Raw genomic sequence first — 24,533 nt, 5'->3', positions numbered from 1 at the left:
TTATTGTCAGCGCAATGTTTGCTAGGAAATCTTATGAATATTGAAATATTACCCGCGCGTTTGGCTAACCAAATTGCCGCAGGTGAAGTGGTTGAACGCCCAGCGTCGGTAGTAAAAGAGCTTGTCGAAAATAGTTTAGATGCTGGCGCTACACGTATTCAGATAGATATAGAGCGCGGCGGTCATAAGCTTATTCGTATTCGCGATAATGGTTCTGGCATTAGTAAAGATGAACTAACACTTGCGCTGTCTCGTCATGCAACCAGTAAATTAAAATCACTCAATGATCTTGAAAATATTTGCTCTCTTGGCTTTAGAGGAGAAGCGCTTGCCTCAATTAGCTCGGTATCGCGCTTAACGCTTAGTTCAAAACCTAAAGTGCAAGAAGCGGCTTGGCAAGCCTTTGCAGAAGGTCGCGATATGGCAGTGCAGGTAAAGCCAGTTGCGCATCCCGATGGGACAACTATTGAGGTAAAAGATTTATTTTTTAATACCCCAGCACGCCGCAAATTTTTACGCACTGAAAAAACAGAATTTAGTCATATTGATGAACTTATAAAGCGTATTGCTCTTAGCCGTTTTGATGTATCGATTACACTGACTCATAACGAAAAAGTAGTTAGGCAATACCGCGCTAAAACAGATCCAGCACAAGCAATCGCACGGGTGGCACAAGTTGCCGGCAAGGCATTTGTAGAGCAAGGGTTACATATTCAATCAGGTGAGGGCGGTTTACAACTGCATGGCTGGGTGCTGCCAGTAGGCTCAGCAAATACCACTCAGTACACTTATGTAAATAATCGTATGATGCGCGACAAGCTTATTTTACATGCGATCCGCCAAGCATTCGAAGAGGTAAGTGGTACTCAAGAATTACCTGGATTTGTTATTTATATTGATATTGACCCGCGACAGGTTGATGTAAATGTTCATCCAGCTAAGCATGAAGTGCGTTTTCATCAAGGGCGCTTAATTCATGACTTTATACTACAAGCCATTAAGCAGGTCGTAGTGCCACTGCAAGGTGAGTTTACCAATGAACCAGCAAGCGCTGAGAATGAGGCTGCACCTGCGTTTATAGAGGCGGCGCATAGCTGCTCGAATAATGTGGAGGCAGAAGGGGTATTTGATTACCCTAAATCGCAATTACAACCTGCTCACTCTAGGGGGGTTGATAAGTCGTCATCAGGAGCTAGCCGTGGCGGCCATAGTGGCGCATATTGTGCGACACCAAGCACAAGCCATCATGATGTAAATGCGTTTTATCAAGGTGTTAGTGAGCAACATGCGGCGCATTTTGACAACGTAGCAAACATACCCGTAACACCGCAGCAGTTAGAGTCTGCGCATAATGTTTTAAAGGTTGTTTCAATTATCAGTGTTCATGACGGTGTATGTGTATTCAGTGCTGGGCAGCAATTGTATTGCTCACATTTTAAATATGCATTAGTGGATGATTGGCATAATCAAATTAAAGAGCTTGGTAACTTGGAAGGAAAAGCCTTGTTGTTACCTGTGCGAGTCAATTTACCAAAAGAGGATTGCTTGGTGATAGAAGCGCAGCAATCATGGTTTACTTTACTTGGTTTTGAGCTCGTAATAGAAAAACAATTTGTAATGGTTAAAAAATTGCCTGCGTGCTTATATTTACTCGATGTAAGTACAGCGGTAGATGAGCTGCTTAATGCATGCAAAGCAGAGCTTGAAAATATAGATAACTGGTTGGAGTGGCAACTGAAATGCGTGCCAACTCGTTTTTATGCAAGCAATGTATTTTTAACGCAGCAGCTGCGCTTACAAAATAATCCGCAAACTATTGAACGTTTACGTCAAAAAGCAGTTAAAATAGAGCTAAATCACTATTTAACGCAATTAGATTAAGGTATTCGTGTTGAGTCATTTACCAGTCATATTTTTAATGGGTCCAACCGCTGCTGGAAAAACGGCGTTGGCAATCTCGCTGTGTGAGCATTTAAATACAGAAATAATCAGTGTTGATTCAGCGTTAGTGTATAAGAGTATGGATATCGGCACCGCTAAACCAGATGCTGAAGAGCTTGCTCGCGCACCACATCATTTAATTGACTTACTTGATCCGAGCGAAACGTATTCTGTGGCTGATTTTAGGCGTGATGCAATAAAAAAAATTGATGAATTTCACCAACAGGGTAAAGTACCTGTATTGGTTGGAGGTACGATGATGTACTTTAAGGCACTGGTCGACGGTTTATCGCCACTTCCAGAGGCTGATCCACTAATAAGAGCAGAGCTTGAAGCACAGGCTAAGCAATATGGTTGGCCGCATTTGTATCAAGAGCTGGTAAAAATTGATCCACAAGCCGCTCAGAAAATGAGTGAAAATGATTCACAAAGAATTAATCGCGCTTTAGAGGTTTACCGTATAACAGGTAAAACAATGACTGAATTGCAAAAGCAAAAACAGCCTGCTTTACCTTATACTTTTCATCAGTTTGCTATTGCACCGCAAGAGCGCAGTGAGTTACATGCTCGAATTGAAGAAAGGTTTAAAATAATGATAGAACAGGGGTTTGAAAATGAAGTTTCGACCCTATATCTACGTAAGGATTTGCACCCCAATATGCCTTCTATTCGTTGTGTAGGTTATAGACAAATGTGGGATTACCTTGCGGGTGAAATTGACCATGATGAAATGCTTTTTCGCGGTATCGCAGCTACACGTCAATTGGCTAAGCGTCAATTAACTTGGTTGAGAAGCTGGCCTGATGTAACTTGGTTAACAACAGGCGATGAAGAAAACTTGCATCGTGTAGTAAGTTCGCTAAGCTAGTAGTAGTTGAATTATTTAGCTTTGTTAAATAAGTTCAGCCACTTAATTATAATAACACCTAGAACGAAGGAATAATAACATGGCAAAAGGCCAATCGTTACAAGACCCATTTTTGAATGCACTACGTCGTGAGCGCATTCCAGTATCAATCTTTTTGGTTAATGGCATAAAATTACAAGGTAAAATTCAGTCATTTGATCAATTTGTTATTTTACTTGAAAACACTGTAAATCAAATGGTGTATAAACATGCAATTTCAACCGTTGTCCCTGCTCGTGCAGTCAACTTCCAAGGTGTTTTAGGGGATGACAACTCAGAAGAGCCAGAAGCTGGAAATGTTTAAATTAGGAGCGTAATATTTGTTTGACCGCTATGAATCCGGCGAGCAGGCAATTTTAGTCCATATCGACTTACCTAAAGAAGGAGATCGTGAAGATCTTCATGAATTAGAGATGTTGGTATCTTCTGCTGGTGTTAGTAGTTTGGCGGTTGTGCAAGGCAGCCGTCAAGCACCACATCCGAAACTATTCGTCGGTACCGGTAAAGCAGAAGAAATAGCTGAAATTGTAAAAATCCACAATGCAGATGTCGTTATTTTTAATCATCAACTTAGACCGTCACAAGAACGTAATTTAGAGCGTGTTTGTGAGTGCCGTGTCCTTGATAGAACGACACTAATTCTTGATATTTTTGCCCAACGTGCACGTACCCATGAGGGTAAGCTGCAGGTAGAGTTAGCACAACTTCGTCATATGTCGACTCGATTAATTCGAGGCTGGACCCACCTTGAACGCCAAAAAGGCGGGATTGGTTTACGTGGACCTGGGGAAACTCAGCTCGAAACTGATAGACGTTTATTGCGCGCGCGCATTCAAAATATTCGTGCGCGTCTAGCCAAGGTGGCAGTACAACGTGAACAGGGTAGGCGAGCTCGTACACGTAATGAAATACCTACCGTATCGTTAGTGGGATACACTAATGCGGGTAAATCAACGTTATTCAATCGAATTACAAACTCAGACGTGTACGCAGCCGATCAGTTATTTGCAACGCTCGATCCGACCCTACGTAAGCTTGAGTTAGGAGATGTTGGCCCCGTTATTTTAGCTGATACAGTAGGCTTTATTCGTCATTTGCCGCACGATTTAGTCGCTGCTTTTAAAGCAACACTTACTGAAACTCGTGAAGCTGATTTGCAACTACATGTGATTGACGCGGCAGACTCTCGTCTTCAAGAAAATATTGAACAAGTACAATCGGTGCTCAAAGAAATTGAAGCCGATGAAGTACCACAGCTATTAATTTATAATAAAATTGATGCGCTGGATAACGTAAGCCCACGTATTGATCGAGACGACGAAGGCCAACCTATAAGGGTATGGCTTAGCGCTCAAACTGGTGAAGGGTGTGAATTACTGAGCGAGGCTATTAGCGAGCTGCTCGCTAAGAAGATGTTTAACGAAACCTTATTTCTTACGCCATTGTATGGTCGTCTAAGGGCTGCATTATTTAGTTTAAACGCAGTACATGAAGAGCGATTTGATGAGCAAGGGAATTGGCTGCTAGATGTTAGAATGCCAATGGTTGAGTGGAATCGTTTAATTAAAGAATTTGGTCCTGAAATTGCTGGTTTTATCAGCCGTAATTAAAAATTGGCGTTTTAATGTCGGTTTTAGTATGAGAAACGCGGTAGATTTGTTAGATTTAACACAATTTCCTAATTTATTTAGATAACAATGGAGTATAGCTATGGCCTGGAATGAACCGGGTAATAATGGCAATGACAAAGATCCGTGGAATAATAAAGGCGGACGTGATCAAGGCCCACCTGATTTAGACGAGGTGTTCCGTAAGTTTAGTAACAAGTTCGGCGGCTTATTTGGCGGGAAAAAATCCGGCAATGGTAGCAGTGGTGGACTTGGCGGAGCCGGTATTTCATTCATACTCATTATCGCCGTTATTGTATGGGCGTTAAGTGGTATTTACACGGTTAAAGAAGCCGAGCGTGGTGTGGTTCTTCAGTTTGGTAAATATGACCGAATTGCGGATCCTGGTCTGCGCTGGAAAATGACCTTTATTGAAACAGTAATCCCAGTCGATATTGAAGCAGTTCGTTCATTATCAGCTTCTGGTTTTATGTTAACCGAAGACGAAAACGTGGTAAGCGTTGAGTTTCAGGTTCAATATCGTGTTATTGACCCATATCTTTACCTATTTAGTGTAACTAATGCTGACAGCAGTTTAGAAGAAGCGCTAGACAGTGCGCTGCGTTATGTAGTTGGTCATGCAAAAATGGACCAAGTATTGACTAATGGACGTGAAGTTGTTCGTCAAAGCACTTGGGATGAGCTTAATAAAATTATTGAACCGTATAACTTAGGCTTAATAGTGACTGACGTGAACTTTAAAGATTCTCGTCCGCCAACTGAAGTTAAAGATGCATTTGATGACGCGATTGCGGCACAAGAAGATGAAGAGCGTTTCATCCGTGAAGCAGAAGCCTATGCCCGTGAAATTGAACCACGTGCTCGTGGTCAAGTAACACGTATGACCCAAGAAGCTGAAGGTTACCAAGAGCGTATTACACTCGAAGCACAAGGTGAGGTAGCTCGCTTTGAAAAGCTATTACCTGAATATCAAGCGGCTAAAGAAGTTACCCGTGAGCGCTTATACATTGATGCAATGGAAGAAGTGTTAGGTAGCAGCTCTAAAGTATTGGTTGATGTGAAAGGCGGCAATAATATGATTTATTTACCTCTTGATAAAATCATGGATAAGCAAGGAACTGCAACACGTGTTGCACTACCAAGCTCAAGTGATATTCAAGATTTACGAAATAAAGTAAATACGTCACGCAATAGCTCTGTTAATAGTGGTAATGACCGCTTTAACAATGATCGCTTCAATGATGGGAGATAATCATAATGAAAAACTTTAGTTTAGTAATATTATTAGCTGCCATTGTTATGTCTTTCTCGTCGGTATTTGTTGTACCTGAAGGACAAAAAGCAATTGTAATGTTGTTTAGCAAAGTACAAAAAGACAACGACGATCAAGCGATTGTATATGGTCCAGGCCTGCAATTTAAAGTGCCATTTTTTAGTCAAGTACGTCGCATTGATGCGCGTATTCAAACATTAGATGGTACACCTGATCGTTTTGTTACCAGTGAGAAAAAAGACTTAATTGTTGATTCGTTCGTAAAATGGCGTGTTAACGACTTTAGTGCTTTTTACTTGCGTGCTCGTGGCGACAAGCAATATGCTGAAACGCTACTTAAGCAAAAAGTAAACAACGGTCTTCGTACAAACTTTGGTACACGTACAATTCGTGAAATTGTATCGGGTGAGCGTAGTGAGTTAATGGAAGAGGCGTTAGTACAAGCTTCTGAAAGCGCACGTGAACTTGGTATTGAAGTATTAGACGTGCGTGTTAAGCAAATCAACTTGCCACAAGAAGTAAGTAGCTCTATTTATCAACGTATGCGCGCTGAGCGTACTGCGGTTGCTAAAGAGCATCGTTCTGAAGGTCAAGAAAAAGCTGAGACTATTCGTGCTGGTGTTGATCGCCGCGTAACAGTAATGCTTGCTGATGCAGAGCGTAATGCACGTTCTGTTCGAGGCCAAGGTGATGCTGATGCCGCAGGTATCTACGCTAATGCGTATAATAAAGACCCTGAGTTCTTCAGTTTTGTACGTTCGCTTGAAGCTTACAAAAAGACGTTTAAAAATAAGCAAGACGTTATGGTGCTTTCACCAGATAGCGACTTCTTCCAGTATATGAAAGGCGCAAAAGCTCAATAAGTTTTACGCTAATTATTAAAAAATTAAAAAGCCCTGCATTTGTGGGGCTTTTTGTTGAATGTAATTTGATGCTTTAAATCACTGTTATTCATGTGGTTATATGATGATATTTGGATATAACAATTGTACGCAGAAAAAATAAGCTGAACAGGGGTGATCTTTACTTTAGTTTTCTGGTAAAATCTCGTCCTAATTTTCTCTAAGTGAATTTACGATGGGTAAAAACGTTGTTGTATTAGGCACCCAATGGGGTGACGAAGGAAAGGGTAAGGTAGTTGATCTCCTTACAGACAAAGCATCTTTAGTAGTTCGTTATCAAGGTGGCCACAATGCGGGTCATACTTTAGTTATCGAAGGTGAAAAGACGGTTCTACACCTTATTCCATCGGGTGTATTACGTGACAATGTTAAATGTGTGATTGGTAATGGTGTCGTTTTATCGCCAGAAGCGCTAATGAGAGAAATTGGCATGCTTGAAGAACGTGGCGTACCAGTACGCGAGCGTCTTCTTATAAGCGAAGCGTGTCCGCTGATCTTGCCTTTCCATGTTGCATTAGATGTAGCCCGTGAAACTGCACGCGGTGATAAACCAATTGGTACAACTGGCCGTGGTATCGGTCCTGCGTACGAAGATAAAGTTGCGCGCCGTGGTTTACGTGTAGGCGATTTATTTAATCCTGAATTATTTGCAGCTAAATTAAAAGAAGTTCTTGAGTACCATAACTTCACTTTAGTTAACTACTACAAAGTAGACGCTGTAGATTTCCAAAAAACGTTTGATGATGCAATGGCTGTTGCTGATATCTTAAAAGCAATGGTTGTAGATGTAACTGAGCTTTTAGATCAAACGCGTTTAGCAGGCGAAAATATTTTATTTGAAGGTGCACAAGGTACATTACTTGATATCGATCATGGTACTTACCCTTATGTAACATCTTCAAACACTACCGCTGGTGGCGTTGCTACTGGTGCTGGTTTTGGCCCTTTAAACCTTGATTACGTTTTAGGTATTATTAAAGCGTACACGACACGTGTTGGTTCAGGCCCTTTCCCTACAGAGCTTTACGATGGTCTTGATAAACAAGATCCAGTAGGTAAGCACTTAGGCGATAAAGGTCATGAATTTGGCGCAACAACAGGTCGACTTCGTCGTACTGGTTGGTTAGATGCAGTCGCTATGCGTCGTGCGGTTCAAATCAACAGTATCTCAGGTTTTTGTTTAACTAAGCTTGATGTTTTAGATGGTTTAGAAACACTTAAAATCTGTACTGGTTACAAGCTTGAAGATGGCACAGTTACTAACGTAACGCCATTAGCAGCTGAAGGTTACGATAAAGTAACGCCAGTATACGAAGAAATGCCAGGTTGGTCAGAGAACACAGTTGGTGTAACTACACTTGAAGGCTTACCTAAAGCTGCGATTGACTACATCAAGCGTATTGAAGAAATTACCGGTGTTCCAATTGATATTATTTCTACAGGTCCAGATCGCGTAGAAACTATGGTACTTCGCAACCCGTTTGTGTAATTACTATTAGCCAAAAGAAGCTGCCTAGTGCAGCTTTTTTTATGCCTAAAATTCACCTTGGAACGATCTTTGTATATTATTTAATAAGTTTATTTTTATAAGTGGTGAACATGCGTTTATTTTCTCATAATTGCGTATTAACGTTTTCGTTAATCTCGCTGTCTTTATTGATAATACCCAATGGCTTAGCTGAAGAAACGTCCGCCGCAGTGCCTTTGTACACAGAGCCTGAGCTAATTGCGTTGATCAATAAAAATACACATTTAGCTCGCGTCAAGGCAGATGATTGCCAGCTAGTGCAAGATATAGAGGCACGAGCCAATAAAATGGCATTGCCATCTTATCAATTTCTATATGGTGATATGCTAGCTTATAACGTGTGTGTTGACCGAAACGTAGAGTTAGGTGTCTATTATATGCGAAAAGCTGCTGAGCAGGGTTTAGCGGCAGCATTAGAGCAGTTAGGACGTTACTACGACACAGGGCGTTTGGTTCAACAAGATAAAGCAATGGCAGTTACTTATTTACGTGAAGCTTCATCGCAAGGCAATTTAAACGCACAATTACGTTTGGTTAAGCTATTTAACGATGGTTTTGGTAGCCCACGTGATTTTGAAGATGCTTATCGGTGGTTATTTCACTCTATGGTGGCAGATAAAGCGACGCATAAAAAAATTGAAAGGGCACTTGCTGAGCTCGCACAAAAAATGCCTGGCAGTGTTGTGGCGCGAGCTCGTCTTCCTATTTAATGGCTCTTAAAAAACAAAACCCTAACTTTTTAAGTTAGGGTTTTGAGTTTTTACTACCTGTAAAAGTGTTTAACTTTCTTCTTTAGCCTTTATTTGCGGATCTTTTAAAATTGACATTTTAGGTGGTTGCAGTGCAACAACTCGTTCACCTTCTTGCGGTGGTTTTTCCATGTTAATAGTAAAAGGTCTTAGCTTAATAGGTGTATCTTCGTCGCTATCTTTATCACCTTTAAGAATAAATAAAGGGATAGCTTCTGGGTTCATTTCTAAATACTGCTCCCAGCTAAACTCATCAGAGATACGCGTTGCGCTCACTTTACCACCTTTGGCAATAATACTACTCAAACGTGCATATGAACCTTCATCCCCAAACAGTATTTGTCTAGATAAAAATGTTGCGCTATCTTTATTTGCTTTTGCGTGCGACGTTGATGAGCGTAGCGAAAATACATTTTTTTCATTAAGTAAGTGAGAAAAGTATTGAACACCTAACGCGTTATGGTGGCGATTAGGTGATAACGCTAATACGCTTCGAATCGTTGTTAGTGGCAAATAGCGCTCAGCATGTTCTGATTGTGGATTACCGTAATAACAAGCTAGGCCATCCATACGAGCCATTCTGCAGTTCTCCCATGCTGGATCTGAAAGGTGAACCGGAATATTTTGCTCTTGTAAACCACGGCCGATTGCACGTGAGACATGGTTGGCACCAATAATTAATATAGTATTTGGTGACGGTTGACGTACACCCAATAACTTAGCAACAGGAATAGCGGTTAAGCTCTGTAGTACAACGGTAATAATGATCACTGTAAATATGAGTGGCACCATTTTTTCAGCATCAGCAACGCCAGCTTCCATCATACTTAGTGCGAATACAGACCCCACAGCAGCGGCAACAATACCCCTAGGGGCTATCCAAGCAAGCACTAAGCGAGACTTCATTGGCAGCTCAGTGCCATAGGTAGAAATAGCAATACACAATGGGCGAGCAACAAAAAGCACTATCGCTAAAAATATAAATACATCACTGTCGAGCATCATTAAATCAGAAAGCTGCAACCGAGCTGCAAGTAGAATAAATAATGTTGAAATTAAAATCATCGATAAGTCTTCTTTAAACTCAAGGACGGAATCAATTTCTAAATCATCTTGATTAGCAAGCCAAATGCCAAATACAGTCACTGCTAATAGGCCAGATTCATGACTTAAATAGTTTGATATCGAAAAGCTAACAAGCACTAATGCTAAAATACCAAATTTATGTAGCTCAAATGGGAGCCATTCGCGTCGCATTAACAGTGTTGTTAGCCAGCCAGCGGCAACACCAATACTTAAACCAACACCCAGTGTTTTAATTAGAGCGATAATAGTATGGCTAAGTACTTCTCCCTGACCTACGAGCATGACGGCTTCAAATACTAATACCGCAAATAATGCACCAATTGGGTCAATTACAATACCCTCCCAGCGAAGTATTCGATCTATATCCTGTGTTGGTCGCATTGAATTTAGCAGTGGTGCTATAACGGTAGGACCTGTTACAACGAGTACAGCACCTAGCACTGCTGCTACGCGCCAATTAAGCTCAAGCAGCCAGTAAGCACTTAAGCTTATAATAATACAAGTAACTAGCATGCCAATTGAGCAAAGGTTCCTTACCACTTTGCCAATGCCTTTTAGCTCCCTAAAATGCAGGGTGAGTGATCCCTCAAATAAAATGATTGCAACGCTTAGTGATACAACCGGAAAGAGTAAATCACCTAAAAGTGCATCAGGATCTAAAACACCACTAAATGGTCCAAGTAAAAGACCAGTAAGCAATAAAAAGAGGATAGCGGGTACTCTAAAAGCCCACGCGACCCATTGGGCAAGCACAGAGCAGAGTGCGATACCGGCTATGTAAATTGCTGACATAGATTAAGAATTCCTTATTTGAGACGATATATTTTAAAAGTATAACTTTTGTTAATTATTAATACAGGGGTATACACGGGAAATTAAAATATTACTAATCAATTTTAGCTGCTTATAAAAAATTAGTCGGTTTTAATTACAGTGATTAAGGGTGAATACCTTATAAACCCCTAGCAGGCCTATCTATCTAATTGATTTATATATTAAATAACTGTTTAGATAGCAATGCATAATAGACTTGTTTGAATTTTAGCCTTGATCTCAGTGCGTAATATAGCGTATTATACTTCGAGTTCGAATTATTAGTTATCTAATTAAGATTGCAGGATTAAATAATTGGGTGTTAATCTTATGCTCATATTCGTTATGTATAATCCTGTTTTAAATGCTTAATTAGTATTCGAGCGTTAAAATATCATTTACCGAACTATTTGGTATGGTTTTTCTAAACAAGTTTGTTTATCCAATTAAACAAATAAAGGTTTGAGTTGAACTATTACCTTTCAATATTTAATCCCCATCGTGGCGATTAAATCTCGGTCCTTAAGTCTTCACCCTATCTGTTGGTGTATCAGACTCTAGAGGCTCTATGTATGTTGTTAATAAAAAAGCCACACACAGCTTTTTACAGCGATGCATAAACAACACTTTTTAAACTTTCTTACTAGTACAACTCATAAACTGAGCTGTATCTATTTTATTTCTGAGCTTAAATTTAAAACAATGTTTTAGATTTTGCCTACTTGTGTGTGTTTAAAAGCGTTGTGAATGATAAATAAATCCGAAGCTATGTTTTGTACCTAGCTACTTAGTTTTAGCTCACCAATAGTGGGCACATATAAAATGGAAAGTTGAGCATTTATGCAAAAGTTAAATTGGCGACGCATTGTACTTAAAGTAGGCAGCGCTTTAATCGCACCAGATCAAGATGGTTGCCGTTCACGTTATATATTAACCATCGCACAGTTTATCGTTCGTTGTCGTGCCCGTGGTATTGAAGTGATCTTGGTTTCTTCTGGCTCGGTAGCTGCTGGCTCACACTTATTCCCATCGGATAAGCCTCGCTCGGTTGTCATGAAAAAAGCAATGGCGGCGGCAGGTCAAACAGAAATGATAGCTATGTGGGATCGCTTTTTCGATTTTCCATCAGCGCAATTGTTATTAACGCATGGTGATTTACGAGACCACGAACGCTACCAAAGTATTCGAGAAACAGTATTTACTTTACTTGAGCACGGTATATTACCAATCATCAATGAAAACGACGCTGTAACGACAGACGATCTTAAAGTGGGTGACAATGATAATTTATCTGCAATGGTTGCTGCCGCTGCCGATGCCGACGCGCTACTAATCTTTTCGGACGTTGATGGGTTATACGATAAAAATCCTAACTTACACCAAGACGCCACTTTATTACCTGAAATAAAATCAATTGATGAATCTATTTATGCTATGGCAGGATGTGCTACAAGTGCTGTAGGCACAGGTGGTATGAAAACTAAAATAGAAGCGGCTGAAAAAGCAACATCACACGGCATAGCAACCTACATTATTAATGGGTTTAAAGAAGAAACTTTTACTCGGCTACTTGCGGGCGAAAACCCAGGCACTATCTTTTTACCTTACGAAAAACCGATGCAAGATTCGGTACATTGGATGACGCACACAGCAAACGAGCAAGGTGAAGTTGTTGTTGACGGGTCGTTTGATGAATCGCTTGAAGGTGAAACCGGATGTATTCGCGGTGATGAGATAGTTGAAGTGCATGGTGAATTTGCTATCGGTGACACTATTTTAGTCCGTAGTGAAGACGGTACGCGTTTAGCAAAGGCGACCGCGAATTATAGTAGCTGTTTGTTAAACTTTATTGCAGACAACGAACAGAGTGAATTCAGCGAAAAAATGCAGGATTCAATTGGACCAGTTATATCTGAAAAACATATCGCACTATTGGAGAAATCATGAGTTTAATTACGGACATTTCACGTCAAGCAGCTAAAGCTGCACATACACTCGCTTTACTCGATACCGAGACTAAAAACAAAGTATTAGTTGAAATGGCAGCGGCACTAAGAGAGCAAAAAGGTTTTATAATTAAAGAAAACGAAAGTGATTTAAGCGCAGCACGCGACAATAACTTAGCAGCTTCAATGATTGACCGTTTAACGCTAAACGATGAGCGTATAGAAGCAATGGCAGAAGGTATTGAAGTTATTGTTAGCCTTGATGATCCTGTTGGGCAGTTACGCGATATTACTGAGCGTCCAAATGGTATCAAAATTCGTAAAATGCGTGTACCTCTTGGTGTTGTATGTATGATTTATGAAGCCCGCCCAAATGTAACGGCCGATGCGGGTGCACTTTGTTTTAAATCAGGTAACGGCGTAATTTTACGTGGCGGTAAAGAAGCACTTAAAAGCTCACAAGCTATCGCAAGTGTAATGCATAGTGTGCTTGAAAAGCACAACCTACCAGTATCACTTATTTCAGTGATTCCAGATCCAGATCGCGCACTATTAATGGAATTAATGCAGCAACGTGAAAGCATTGATTTAATCATTCCACGTGGCGGCGAAGGCTTAATCAACTTTGTTACTGAAAATAGTACGATTCCTGTAATTCAGCACTACAAAGGTGTTTGTCATCTTTACGTAGATAAAGATGCAGACTTAGAAGTTGCGCTTAACTTACTACTTAATGGCAAAACGCAGCGTACTGGTGTTTGTAATGCACTAGAGGGCTTGGTTGTTCACCAAGATGTTGCCGATGAATTTTTAAATCTGTGCGCCGTGGTGCTACGCCAAGAAGGTGTGAAAATAAATGCTGACAGCTTTGCGGCTAAATATTTTGATAACGCAACCGTGCTAGCAGACGATGAATTTGGTGAAGAGTATTTAGATTTAGAGATTGCCATCCGCGTGGTACCTAATTTTACAGCCGCAGTTGAGCATATTGCACAATTTGGCTCAAACCATACAGAGGTTATTTGTACTAAAAATCAAACAGCGGCAGAGTTATTTCAACGCAGTGTAGATGCTTCTGTTGTTATGGTTAATACCTCTTCACGTTTCTCTGATGGTTCACAGTTAGGTTTAGGTGCAGAGATTGGTATAGCGACATCTAAGCTTCACGCATATGGCCCTATGGGTCTTGAATCACTCACTACTGAAAAGTACTTAGTGAATGGTGAAGGTCAAGTCCGCGAATAAGCTAACTAACCTGAACACTGGATAATAAATCCATCTCAAGCAGCTATTTTCAGCGCTAACCACGTTGAATTTACCGAAAATCTCTGGCTAGAGAAAAACAAATTTAAATATCACCATGATTTAATACGTTAGTAAATCTCTTAAGTAGGGTTCAGGTTAACTATATAAAACAATAAAGCCGAGCATAGCTCGGCTTTATTGTTTTAGCTTCGAAATGACTCGCAACACCGTTAGTTATTTATTTTTTTAAGCCATTCGCTTGCAGGTTCTGGCTTATGTAAATGATAACCCTGCAGAATTACCTGAGGATACTCTTGTAATAAATCAAAGTGAGATTGATTTTCTACTCCTTCAGCCACAACATCTAGTTGAAATAAATTTCCTAAACTGACTATCATATCAATAATTAATTTATCGTTATTATCCTTCGGCGCATCAAAAACAAATGATCTATCTATTTTTAATTCTTGGATCGGTAACTGTTTTAGATAAGTAAGACTAGAATAACCAGTGCCAAAATCATCTATCGATACACGCACACCTAGGTTTTTTAATAATTGCACCGCTTCGATTGCTGATTCAATATTATTTAACAGCGTGCCTTCAATGATTTCTATTGTTAATTGGTTCGGCTGTATTTTGTAGCTATCTAGTTGCGTTTTTAATAGCGATAAAAAACGCGGTTCATGGAAATGTCGACCACTAATATTTACAGATATACTTAGTGCTGCATGGCGTTTATCTAACTTTTTAATCAACGATAAAGCATTTTTAAGTACCCAACAATCTAGGTCATAAATGATGTCTGACTCTTCAGCAATAGGAATAAACTCCGCTGGGCTAATAAACCCTTTCTGAGGATGGATCCAACGCAATAATACCTCACCGCCTTTTAGTATTTGCTGACTATTAAATTGTGATTGTACATAAAGGGTAAACTCATTTTGTGAAATAGCTTTGCGTAAATCTTGTTCAATTTCAAATCGACGTTTAGCTTGCTCACCAAACGAATTATCAAAAAAAGTAACGCGGTTTCCGCCTTTCTCTTTCGCTTTATAACAGGCGGCTTCGCAGTTTCTTATGGTTTCAATTGCACTTTCCCATTTGTCTTCACGAGGAAAAATATACGTGCCGATGCTTATGGTAATACTGATTTTTTGGCCGTCAATTATAAAAGGCTCATTAATCGCACTTAATAATTTTTGGGCCTTATGCTCAGCTATTTCTTGAGTTCTTAGGCGACCAACACCTTTCTCAACACTGCTCAGCGCTGAAAACCCATCACTGCCTAAACGTGCTATAACATCTTTTTTACCAAGCTTATTGTGAATGCGCTTTGCAAGTTCTTTTAAAACTTTATCGCCTGCTAACAAGCCTAGTCCATCGTTGATGGAGCGAAAGCTGTCAATATCTATAATATAAATATAAGCATAGTTATTATTTAAAGAGCAATTTTGTAGTTGTTGCTCTAACTGCTTTAAAAAGCCATTTCTATTTGGTAACGCTGTTAGCTCATCATGCCATGTAAGATAGTCAATGCGTTCCTGTGTGATTTTTAGGCTTGAAATATCGCTAAAAACAGCAATGAAATGAACTTTAGTGTCTTGTTCGCTCTTTACCATACTAAGCGTTAATAGCTCAGGGTATAGTTCACCATTTTTTCGTCTCGTAACAAGCTCCCCACTCCAATAACCGGCCTTATTAGCATGCTGCCATACATCACTAAAGCTAACGCCTAGTTGATTATTTTGCTTTAGCTCATGCAATTGCGTGTTGAGAGCTTCTGTTTCAGTAAACCCTGTAATGCGGCAAAAAGAAGGATTAACAGCGATAATACTGCCTAGTGAATCGGTTATAACAACGCCATCTGCAGTGCCTGTAAGAGCTTGGTAAAATAACTTTTGCTTTGAAGATAGCAGCTTTAACTCTTCTTCTCGCTTGCTTAACTCAAGAGCAAGTGCTTCTATCTCAAGTAGTTTATCGTGTAAGTCAAAGTTTTTTTCGATGAGTCTATCAAGCATCCCTTGTGATGTTATATGGGTGCGAACCCTTGCTCTGACTAACGCAAGTTTGTAAGGCTTATGGATATAATCAATAGCGCCTAGCTCAAAACCATACTCTTCAGAGTCCTCGGTTGTAAGTGCTGAAACAAAAATAACAGGGATACCTTTAGTACTTTGTCTCGATTTTAGTGTTTTACATACTTCGTATCCATCCATGCCTGGCATCATAATATCAAGTAGGATCAAATCGGGGCGAGTAGATTCTACAAAAGCTAAAGCTTGTTCACCGCTGGTAGATACTCTGATGTCGTAATCGGTAAGTAACCCCTCTACCAAAACATGAAGGTTATTGGGTTCATCATCAACAATAAGTACTAAAGGTTTGTGCTTACTGCTATCAGACTCAGTTGTTTTTTTTGCCAAGTACATCGAATGCACACTCAATCCTTTTGATGATAATTACTATATAATTTAGCTTAGTTCTTTGTTATTGGCTAGGGCGTGTTGACCTTTCGTGATTGATTTTGCAGCAGACTGTTTGGTATTTAGGCAAGGCAGAGCCTGTGATGTGTGGTTGTTCCCCATAAATAGGCGATAACGCAGCATAAATGGCAAACATGCGCTGCCCTTTGGGTTCTTTCTAGGGACGATTAACTCTTTGTTGCTCGGTTTTTACTTAGCCCACTAGGTTACAAACCTCGCGCCGCGATTAAATCGCCCCTAGATTGAACAAATTTCAATCCACAAAGATCAACACGCCCTAGTTTAAATTCCTTTCTCTAAACTTGGTTATTAGCTCTATTACTAATTGATAGTTAAAGTGATTAATAGCTGATTTAAGGCCAAGAATAGGGTGAGGTGGCTCAAATGGTAAGTTGTCTAAATTGCTCAGTAAGCTATTAGGAATAGGCTTGGCATTAATAGCTAATTCATATATCTCTTCTATTACATCATTTAGAGCCGCATTGGTATCCAAACTATTATCACTATGGATTTGTTGGGTTAATAGGTACTGTTCTATTGCTTGAAAAGTAATGGCGAGCTGCTTTCCAAGTTGTGCAAATGAAATAACGTCTTTATTTTTAATCTGTGATTCAATTTTTTTAGCGTTGTGTTCTAGGTTTTCTAATCCTAAAGTTCCTGCAAGGCCTTTTATTGTATGAATATGACGCACCAGATCTATATTGTTATTAGCGTCTAAAAATTCTTGGCACTTTGTTATAAAGTCCTCGTAATCAGTAGAAAATTGTATAAGCAGTTTATTAAATAAACGTTCATTGCCCTCCAAATTTTTAAGCGCTAACGAAACATTGATAAGCGATTGCTCTTTATTTGTTGATAGGTGTTTATTTATAACCTCATAAAATGTATCAAAAATAAGTGGTTTTGCTAAAAAGTCATTCATACCAGCTGTTATAGCTGCTTTTTCATCTTCAGGTAATACCGCCGCTGTTAATGCTATTATTGGTAGTGTTTCGCCGCTTTCTCTTAATTTTTTTGTGGCTGAAATACCGTCCATCACAGGCATTTGGATATCCATAAGAATAATGTTGAATGTCTCTTTTTTTATGCATTCAATCGCTTCTAGTCCATTTAGTGCAGCAACACTATCCACCTCTAGCTTTTTCAGCATGGCGGTTGTAATTTCAACGTTTAATGGGTTGTCATCAACTATTAATGCTTTGCAGCCTTTAAATTTATTGAAAGTTTTATTTTTAGCGATTGTTATCGTTTTTTGTGGAGCAAGTAACTTTAAAATATCAGAATCATTGTAGTGTTTAGCTATAACATGCACATCTTTATGTATCTCTTGTAGAGTAGGCTGGTCTGTATCAGTAATGATCACAATTATTTTTAGAGCGTGTTCAAATGCCTGACTGCTCTCAATTAGTTTATGTAAAATAATACTGCTTTTTGCTTCATCCTGGGTTAATGATAAAATAACAATATCAAAGGGCGAGTTAGGTTGAGATATTTTAGCAAGTGCGCGTAGTGGCTCTTTAGTTGTTTCAGGGGTTATATTTATATCGCTTAACAATGTTATCAGCTTGGTTACTTGTTCTTTTTTAGGGGCAATTAATAAAGCGCGTTTTTTTGATTTATGCTGAGGTGGTAATGTAAATGGCAAAGTAAAATAAAACTCACTGCCTTTATTCATCTCGCTTCTGACTTGTATATATCCGCCAAGTACTTTTGCAAACTGCTGACTTATTGTTAAACCAAGCCCTGTACCACCGTATTTACGGGTGGTTGAAGCATCACCCTGATAAAAAGAATTAAACACTTTTTCAAGTTGCTCCTGCTTTATTCCGACTCCAGTATCCTTAATGCAAAATCGTAGATTTATAATGTTTTTTTGCTGAGAAATAGTTTCTATAATAAGTTGTATTTTCCCGTGGTCGGTAAACTTTATCGCATTCCCAACACAGTTATTTATTATTTGGTTTAAGTAGAAAGGATCACCAATTAGTTCTAAATGAGGGTCTGCATGTAAATTAAATTCGAGTGCTAAGCCTTTTTGGTTCGCTGTATCTTGAAATAAATTAGCGGTGTTATTAACAATGGAGTCGAGTGTGAATGGAATACTTTCTATTTTTACTTCTTCTGAGTCAAGTTTAGAAAAGTCTAAAATATTATTCAAAATATGAAGTAAATTGTGCGCACTAGAAAAGGCCTTGTCGGCATAATGTTGTTGCTTTGTAGGGAGGGAACTATCTTTAAGTAGCTGTAACATGCCTAAAACTCCATTCATCGGAGTACGCAGTTCATGGCTCATGTTTGCAACAAAATCGCCTTTTATTTGATTGGCTTTTTCAGCTTGTGTTATGGCAATAGTGAGTTCTTTATTCATGGCTTCCATCTGTATGTTCAAGCCTTGAGTTTCGATGAGCAGCTCTTTCGTTTGTTTATTTTTGGTATATAACGCATTCGCCGCCTTTATGGCTGAGGCTATTTCACTTTGGTTATTGCTTTCATAATCTAGAATGATCGGTTTTTCGTTATTCATATCATTTAGCAAAGCGGTAAGCTGGGTGATGGGCTTAATAACTTTATTAAAAATAAAATAGCTCACCACAATGAGAATAACGGTAATTAACACGGCCAATAAGTTTGCTTGCTCGGCATTGGTGATTAAGTGTGAACTGAGTGATTTTTCAGCTTCATCTAATTTGCTTTTTTCTGCATCTTTAATTTGATTAGCTAAGTAAAGCAGTTCATTTTCAATACCCGTTAGTACAACATTAATAGAAAAAGTATAGCTACGTGTGAGTAATACAAGCTGATTATATGCTTGTTTTAATTGAGTGGTATGACTTATAAGTGAGTTACTTTCTTTTGATATGCTTGATAATTTAAGGTGCAAATGCTCAAGGTTTTGCTTAACATTTTGTGCGTTATCAAAATTTGGCTTATAAAGATAACTGACTGTTGCATGTTCCAAATTACTTATGGTGAGTAAAATATTTGTATAGAATGCTTTTTTTTCATTTTTTGTTGAAGTGTCTAAGCTAATAATGTGTGCTTTTAGCTCTGCAATAGGTTGTTTAAATTGTGTTATGTAGAGCTGCTCACGCTTTGTTCTATTAATAACAACTTGGCTAAATGTTTCCTGATAATTATTGAGGTACTCTTTTAAGCGCTTTAGCTCTTCTTGATATGATGAGGTGTGTGATGAGGCATTCATGTTTAATTTACTTAAACTAAGATTGGCTTTTTTTAAATAAAAATTAAATTTTTCTATGGTGTTTTCATTAGCATGGTTCACATAGGCAATAGCTTGGCCTTGGAGCGACACTACATCATTTTCTAAGTCAGTGACGTTTTCACTTTGCATGAGGGCACTGTGTTGTATTTTTTGCGTGTTAAGTAACGATTTTTGTGAGTAATTAAATAAGTAGCTTTGTAAAAGTAATAAGCTAGTAAGGAGGCATGCAGCTAAAACTATTTTTGATTTTATTGAATGCATTTTCATTAGCGACTAATCAACTCATACCATTTTTGTAAACTATAGTCGTATGTTGGCATCACTGTATTCCATACCGCAACATTGCTAAACCGTTTAAGGTAACTGCCGCCATTGCGTTGTTCTCCCATTTTTACTGCTATCTTTCCATTGGTATCTAATAAATTAGCTTTTGCAGCTTTACCGTCGTACCAGTAATCCCACTCATGAGGCGACAGTAAAGGTTTTGAACGTTGAGGATTACTAATATAATAGCCTTGGCGAGCAATAAAAGCGCCGGGCCAACCAGATAACCACCAATTCATATAATCGTAAGCTGCATCTTTTACACTATCTTGTGTTTGTGATGATAAGCACATAACGCCATGCCAGCCTCTATAGCCTTCTTTTGGCGCTGCAAAACGTACATTTACACCTTGCCCATTTAGCGTTGAGACAGCTGGTGAAAACATGCTTTCTATGTGTACTCGTTCACTTTTCATAAACTCGACGGACTCGGGAACTGAGTTCCAATAACCACTAAAATGACCTTGGCGTTTAAAATCAAGTAAAATACTAAATAGCTTATCTAGCTCAGCTCGAGTCATCGCGCCTATATTGTCAAAGGTAATAAGCCCTTTGCTTTGAGCTGCCAATGCAAGATCGAATAAGCCAATAGCGGGCGCATTTACAATGCCTACTTTGCCTTTATTGGTACTGTCTAGTAGCCAGCTCCAACTTTCTGTTTCATAAGCAATGCCCGGTTTAATAAATTGTGTGTTATAGCCAAAAGAGTCAACATTATGTACATAGGGTAAAAAGCTGATGTGGTCGCTTTCTTGTGGGCTTAATGTACCATCTGCTTGCACATTTAATAATTTATAAGGCGCGTCCCCCGCACCAATATTGGCATTGGGCGTTAGGCGTCCAGTTTTGGTCAGTGGGTTTATTTCATCAAAGTGAGTCAGTCGTTTTTTTTCTATAGGCTGAATCGAGCCTGCATTCCACAGTATATTAATACTGTTAGACCACTGCTCATATAAATCGAATGAGCTGGGATCCATAGAGGCTTTTTGCAAGACTGCAGCACTGCCAGCAGGAGAAAACTGTATATCAATACCTAAGTCACTCATTGCTTGTTTGCGAATAGCCTCTTGCAAAGTTACATGAGTACCAAGCACTCTCAATGTTATTTTTTTTCGAGCAAATACATAAGGAGCATGTGTAATTACACCGGCTGCTAATCCTAGAGTTGCAAGTTTTTTTAGTGTTGAGCGTTTAGGGGTGTCCATTTCAAGCCTAAAGTCTTAATGCATGTGACATTATGTATAGCTAAGAACTTGTAAAGACTCAAGTTAAAATAAGCGAATTATAAATGAGAGTGGGATAAGGTTTAATGGATTATGTTATAAAATATAGGTAGTTTTAATATTATAGAAGGGGTAGGAAAGTGGTGGAGCTAAGCAGGATCGAACTGCTGACCTCCTGCGTGCAAGGCAGGCGCTCTCCCAGCTGAGCTATAGCCCCACATTCCTATTTTATGTATTACATAAAAGCTTGACTGCTGAGTTTCAAGCGGGACGAACTTTAAGTTTTTTTATAAATTTGGTCAAGTATTTTTTTTACTATTTTCACTGTTTACGTCAATTTTTGATAGACTTGGCTTAATTTAAAACTAAAACGATAAAAATAATGAAAAAATGTGCGCTAGTGTTCATGGTTTTACTCGCCGGCTGTGTTTCAAGCAATGAACCATCTTTTGAAATAAATAATAAACAGTTTCACGAAAAACAGGATGATCAAGGGAATAAGTTGTTTGCTTATGTGGTTTCGGTAAAAGCAAAACACCGCGATAACTTTGAACTCGATCGTGGCCCGAATAATAGACCAAGCCGTAGTGAAATTAAAAAATATATTGAGCAAGAACATTTTGAAGAGTCGAGTGTTTTAAAGCTAGAGTTAGAGGATCAAGCTGTTAAGTTATTAAACCAAGAGCTAAAAATACGGCAGTATTGTGATAATAAACACGAAGTAAGCGAAGTATTGTGGCGAGACTTAAGTGTACTGCTCAGAGGGCGTTGTTTGTAATATGTTAGCAGATAAAACAATGTTAGCGACGATTCTAGCGCACTTACATATTGCCTATGATGTAATCGAGCACCCGCCGTTACACACAAGCTTAGCGGCTGATGAGTTTATGGTTAAGCGCCCAGGTACGCGACTGAAAAATTTATTTTTACGTGATAACGAAGGTAAGCAACATTTTTTAGTGATTACAGCGCATAACAAGCAGCTGGATTTAAAAACACTTTCAAAGCAACAGGGCCTTTCGCGTTTAGGATTTGCATCAAGTGAACGACTAGCAAGGTTTTTAAAAGTGGCACCTGGGTGTGTATCAATGTTGGCACTTTTAAATGATAAGCAAAATCAAGTGAGCTTATGGGTTGATCAAGATATTTGGCATGGAGATTTGTTTCATTGTCATCCGTTTGAAAACACCCAAACGTGGTTGCTTAATAAATCAGATTTAGAAATATTTTTTAATCACACAAAGCATCAGCCTCGCGTTGTATTTTTGCCCTCAAGATAAGCCCACACAATTAACGATAAACCACATAAGCAAACAGTAAGTAGAGTAAGCATAAACGCTGTTTGCCCATAATGTTGGTACACCACACCGGGTAATAACGAACCCAATGCGCCACCACTGTAATAAAACGATACATATCCGCCATTGGTTACACTAGGTGGCGCTTTGCTTATTTTATTAACAAGCGGCGCTGCGGTTGAGTGAATTACAAACATTGCCCCACAAAATAAAGTGAATGCGATTAAAAACAAGCTAAGCTGGTGGCTCATTAATAAAATAATACTCACACTATAAAAGCTAAATACAGCGGCTAAAAGGTGCCAAGCTGAAGGGGCTTTTTTAAGTAACCAAGGCGCAGCAATAGAGGCGAGGGCACCAACTAGGTAACCACTGTAAACCAAGCCAATATCGCGAGTATTTGTGATTAAAAACGTATTTTGCAATATAAATGGTAAATAATTAAGTAGTGCGGCAAAGCAAAAAAACATACAAAAAACGGCACCATATACTTTAAGTACAGCGCCTTCTTTTAGTTGTTTAATGTAATCTAGTGGTAAAAGCTGTGACTTTGTTGATGGATTTGTAAAGCGAGAGTGTTTAATTGTTAAAGCTAAAAAAATAAGCATAAAGGCTATAACATAATAAAAGCTCTGCCAATGCCATAAATCGCTAAACAAAGCGGCAAGTACGCGGCCAAAGTAACCCCCAATAATACTGCTACCTATATAAAGGGTCATATTTTTTTGAAGTGCATCAGCGCGATAGCTCATACCTATATAGCTAGTCATTGCAGTTAAAGCCGCAGGAAGTGTTAAGCCTTGCAAAAACCTAACTAACAATAAAAGCTCAAAGCTAGGTACATAAATGAAAAGTAGACAACTTAGGCCTAAAAAAACCATTGCAATACGCAATATGAGCAGCGGGTTATGTTTTGCTAAAAGTACACCATAAACCAGCGGTGCAATAGCTAAAGGTAGCATAGTTGCAGTCATCAGGCTGCCGGCTACTGCAGGGGCTACACTAAATTCGTTCGCAAAAAGGCTGAGTAGAGGTTGTGGTGCATAAAGCACAAAAAAGATAAATACCGAGCAAACGAGTAGATGAGGTAAACGCATTATATGGCTTATACATTTGCTTATTGACTGTACAGTAGTGTATTAAAAATTGCCTTTAATTGATAATTAAAACCACTAATTTTGCGCTACATCATGGTTTGTTTTAACTAGTTTGCTAGATTAATGTCGATAGCGCTGTTATTTGCACTCGTTGGTGATTAAAATAACCTTAATATTAGTTTTTAGTGGAACAAAGCCATGGGTTCATTACAAGACCAATTGCTTCAAGCAGGATTAACAACATCGCATAATGCTAAAGTTGCTAAATCAGAAAAACGTAAGCAACAAAAAAAGCAAAAGAAAGGGGCTACAAGTAACCCAAGTGATCTGCAAAAGCATATTCAACAAACTAAGCTAGAGCAGCAAAAAAAGGCTGAAGAGCTCAATCAAGCACGTCAAGGTGATTTAAAGCAGCGCGAGCAAGAAGCACGGGTTAAGCAAATTTTAGAGCATCATAACCAAGATGCTATTCGTGGTGAGCGCACATTTAATTTTACTTATCAAAATAAAGTAAAAAATATCGACGTAAACGAAAAAACGCAAAAAGCGTTATCGGGTGGTCGTTTAGCTATATGTGTACTCGAAGGGCAATTTTACGTTTTAGACGACGAACCAGCACGCAAAGTGGCTGAAGTTGACGAAAAGTATATTGTTTTTCATGTAGAGCCAGAAAACAAACCAAAAGACGAAGACGATCCATACGCAGATTTTGAAGTACCCGATGATATAGTTTGGTAATAAGCTATTAAGGGTAAGCTCATTTTTATTTGCTAAGGTATATAAAAATGAGTAGGAACGAGTTAGCAGTTTGGTTAAGTTGATCGTCTAGCGTCGTTTCGTACGTATGCTTTTTATTTGATTGTT

Annotated in this window: 18 protein-coding genes and 1 tRNA gene; 13 read left to right on the top strand and 6 right to left on the bottom strand. The window is 38.9% G+C overall.

The window, feature by feature from the left end:
* The first annotated feature begins 33 nt into the window (after positions 1–33).
* The 8 genes from mutL (at position 34) to PALI_RS03830 (ending at position 8,889) form a co-directional block, all read left to right on the top strand.
* Positions 34–1,881 (top strand): DNA mismatch repair endonuclease MutL, encoded by a 1,848-nt coding sequence (mutL, locus tag PALI_RS03865; protein WP_193154973.1) that lies wholly within the window; start codon positions 34–36, stop codon positions 1,879–1,881.
* 10 nt (positions 1,882–1,891) lie between these two features.
* Positions 1,892–2,809, top strand: a complete 918-nt coding sequence (gene miaA, locus PALI_RS03860; protein ID WP_193154972.1) for a tRNA (adenosine(37)-N6)-dimethylallyltransferase MiaA — start codon at positions 1,892–1,894, stop codon at positions 2,807–2,809.
* A gap of 79 nt (positions 2,810–2,888) precedes the next feature.
* On the top strand, positions 2,889–3,152 hold the full coding sequence (gene hfq, locus PALI_RS03855; protein ID WP_077536783.1) for an RNA chaperone Hfq: 264 nt from the start codon (positions 2,889–2,891) through the stop codon (positions 3,150–3,152).
* Between the two features lie 16 nt (positions 3,153–3,168).
* Positions 3,169–4,458 (top strand): ribosome rescue GTPase HflX, encoded by a 1,290-nt coding sequence (hflX, locus tag PALI_RS03850; RefSeq protein ID WP_077536784.1) that lies wholly within the window; start codon positions 3,169–3,171, stop codon positions 4,456–4,458.
* Positions 4,459–4,558: 100 nt separating this feature from the next.
* Positions 4,559–5,728: an FtsH protease activity modulator HflK gene (gene hflK / locus PALI_RS03845; protein WP_077536785.1), complete on the top strand. Its 1,170-nt coding sequence runs from the start codon at positions 4,559–4,561 to the stop codon at positions 5,726–5,728.
* A 5-nt stretch (positions 5,729–5,733) separates the two neighbouring features.
* Positions 5,734–6,612, top strand: a complete 879-nt coding sequence (gene hflC / locus PALI_RS03840) for a protease modulator HflC (RefSeq protein WP_193154971.1) — start codon at positions 5,734–5,736, stop codon at positions 6,610–6,612.
* Between the two features lie 214 nt (positions 6,613–6,826).
* Positions 6,827–8,140 (top strand): adenylosuccinate synthase, encoded by a 1,314-nt coding sequence (locus PALI_RS03835; RefSeq protein WP_077536787.1) that lies wholly within the window; start codon positions 6,827–6,829, stop codon positions 8,138–8,140.
* Positions 8,141–8,250: 110 nt separating this feature from the next.
* Complete coding sequence (locus tag PALI_RS03830) at positions 8,251–8,889, top strand: tetratricopeptide repeat protein (RefSeq protein WP_193154970.1); 639 nt, start codon at positions 8,251–8,253, stop codon at positions 8,887–8,889.
* A 69-nt stretch (positions 8,890–8,958) separates the two neighbouring features.
* On the opposite strand, the gene PALI_RS03825 is transcribed toward PALI_RS03830, so the two are convergent.
* Positions 8,959–10,806, bottom strand: coding sequence for a cation:proton antiporter (locus PALI_RS03825; RefSeq protein WP_193154969.1), 1,848 nt, complete (start codon positions 10,804–10,806; stop codon positions 8,959–8,961).
* A gap of 861 nt (positions 10,807–11,667) precedes the next feature.
* On the opposite strand from PALI_RS03825, the gene proB reads away from it, so the two are divergent.
* Both proB and PALI_RS03815 read left to right on the top strand, forming a co-directional pair.
* Positions 11,668–12,774: a glutamate 5-kinase gene (proB, locus tag PALI_RS03820; protein ID WP_077536790.1), complete on the top strand. Its 1,107-nt coding sequence runs from the start codon at positions 11,668–11,670 to the stop codon at positions 12,772–12,774.
* Positions 12,771–14,018, top strand: coding sequence for a glutamate-5-semialdehyde dehydrogenase (locus PALI_RS03815; protein WP_193154968.1), 1,248 nt, complete (start codon positions 12,771–12,773; stop codon positions 14,016–14,018). The genes proB and PALI_RS03815 overlap by 4 nt, the downstream gene beginning before the upstream one ends.
* 230 nt (positions 14,019–14,248) lie before the next feature.
* Here the strand turns inward: PALI_RS03815 and PALI_RS03810 are convergent, their stop codons facing one another.
* The 4 genes from PALI_RS03810 to PALI_RS03795 form a co-directional block, all read right to left on the bottom strand.
* Positions 14,249–16,450 (bottom strand): two-component system response regulator, encoded by a 2,202-nt coding sequence (locus PALI_RS03810; protein WP_193155041.1) that lies wholly within the window; start codon positions 16,448–16,450, stop codon positions 14,249–14,251.
* Positions 16,451–16,781: 331 nt separating this feature from the next.
* Entirely contained in the window at positions 16,782–19,856 is a 3,075-nt protein-coding gene (locus PALI_RS03805) for an ATP-binding protein (protein WP_226894483.1), read from the bottom strand.
* Positions 19,857–19,993: 137 nt separating this feature from the next.
* A complete protein-coding gene (locus tag PALI_RS03800) occupies positions 19,994–21,256 on the bottom strand; it encodes an ABC transporter substrate-binding protein (RefSeq protein WP_193154966.1) in 1,263 nt (420 codons plus the stop codon).
* 159 nt (positions 21,257–21,415) lie between these two features.
* Positions 21,416–21,491 (bottom strand) — tRNA-Ala (locus PALI_RS03795).
* Between the two features lie 165 nt (positions 21,492–21,656).
* Here PALI_RS03795 and PALI_RS03790 point away from each other — a divergent pair.
* Together PALI_RS03790 and PALI_RS03785 are read left to right on the top strand one after the other, a co-directional pair.
* A complete protein-coding gene (locus PALI_RS03790) occupies positions 21,657–22,052 on the top strand; it encodes a hypothetical protein (protein ID WP_193154965.1) in 396 nt (131 codons plus the stop codon).
* Between the two features lies 1 nt (position 22,053).
* The gene (locus PALI_RS03785; RefSeq protein WP_193154964.1) at positions 22,054–22,554 is read left to right on the top strand and encodes a prolyl-tRNA synthetase associated domain-containing protein; all 501 of its coding nucleotides are present in this window, start codon (positions 22,054–22,056) and stop codon (positions 22,552–22,554) included.
* Here PALI_RS03785 and PALI_RS03780 read toward each other — a convergent pair.
* Positions 22,521–23,669 carry an MFS transporter gene (locus PALI_RS03780; RefSeq protein WP_138584541.1) on the bottom strand — a complete coding sequence of 383 codons (1,149 nt, stop codon included), beginning with the start codon at positions 23,667–23,669 and terminating at the stop codon, positions 22,521–22,523. The genes PALI_RS03785 and PALI_RS03780 overlap by 34 nt on opposite strands.
* Positions 23,670–23,867: 198 nt before the next feature.
* Here PALI_RS03780 and PALI_RS03775 point away from each other — a divergent pair, with 198 nt between their 5' ends.
* Positions 23,868–24,407, top strand: a complete 540-nt coding sequence (locus PALI_RS03775) for a DUF2058 domain-containing protein (RefSeq protein ID WP_138584540.1) — start codon at positions 23,868–23,870, stop codon at positions 24,405–24,407.
* Positions 24,408–24,533: the final 126 nt, after the last annotated feature.

Source organism: Pseudoalteromonas aliena SW19, assembly GCF_014905615.1.
In the GTDB taxonomy this organism is placed as follows: Bacteria; Pseudomonadota; Gammaproteobacteria; order Enterobacterales; family Alteromonadaceae; genus Pseudoalteromonas; species Pseudoalteromonas aliena.
The sequence above is the reverse complement of the archived record's forward strand: the minus strand, read 5'-3'. Positions and strand labels throughout refer to the sequence as shown.

Excerpts from the sequence above, each read along its gene's own strand:
- mutL (WP_193154973.1), top strand. The coding sequence starts at position 34 with ATGAATATTGAAATATTACCCGCGCGTTTGGCTAACCAAATTGCCGCA.
- hfq (WP_077536783.1), top strand. The coding sequence starts at position 2,889 with ATGGCAAAAGGCCAATCGTTACAAGACCCATTTTTGAATGCACTACGT.
- hflK (WP_077536785.1), top strand. The coding sequence starts at position 4,559 with ATGGCCTGGAATGAACCGGGTAATAATGGCAATGACAAAGATCCGTGG.
- hflC (WP_193154971.1), top strand. The coding sequence starts at position 5,734 with ATGAAAAACTTTAGTTTAGTAATATTATTAGCTGCCATTGTTATGTCT.
- PALI_RS03835 (WP_077536787.1), top strand. The coding sequence starts at position 6,827 with ATGGGTAAAAACGTTGTTGTATTAGGCACCCAATGGGGTGACGAAGGA.
- PALI_RS03830 (WP_193154970.1), top strand. The coding sequence starts at position 8,251 with ATGCGTTTATTTTCTCATAATTGCGTATTAACGTTTTCGTTAATCTCG.
- PALI_RS03825 (WP_193154969.1), bottom strand. The coding sequence starts at position 10,806 with ATGTCAGCAATTTACATAGCCGGTATCGCACTCTGCTCTGTGCTTGCC.
- proB (WP_077536790.1), top strand. The coding sequence starts at position 11,668 with ATGCAAAAGTTAAATTGGCGACGCATTGTACTTAAAGTAGGCAGCGCT.
- PALI_RS03815 (WP_193154968.1), top strand. The coding sequence starts at position 12,771 with ATGAGTTTAATTACGGACATTTCACGTCAAGCAGCTAAAGCTGCACAT.
- PALI_RS03810 (WP_193155041.1), bottom strand. The coding sequence starts at position 16,450 with ATGTACTTGGCAAAAAAAACAACTGAGTCTGATAGCAGTAAGCACAAA.
- PALI_RS03805 (WP_226894483.1), bottom strand. The coding sequence starts at position 19,856 with ATGCAAAGTGAAAACGTCACTGACTTAGAAAATGATGTAGTGTCGCTC.
- PALI_RS03800 (WP_193154966.1), bottom strand. The coding sequence starts at position 21,256 with ATGGACACCCCTAAACGCTCAACACTAAAAAAACTTGCAACTCTAGGA.
- PALI_RS03790 (WP_193154965.1), top strand. The coding sequence starts at position 21,657 with ATGAAAAAATGTGCGCTAGTGTTCATGGTTTTACTCGCCGGCTGTGTT.
- PALI_RS03785 (WP_193154964.1), top strand. The coding sequence starts at position 22,054 with ATGTTAGCAGATAAAACAATGTTAGCGACGATTCTAGCGCACTTACAT.
- PALI_RS03780 (WP_138584541.1), bottom strand. The coding sequence starts at position 23,669 with ATGCGTTTACCTCATCTACTCGTTTGCTCGGTATTTATCTTTTTTGTG.
- PALI_RS03775 (WP_138584540.1), top strand. The coding sequence starts at position 23,868 with ATGGGTTCATTACAAGACCAATTGCTTCAAGCAGGATTAACAACATCG.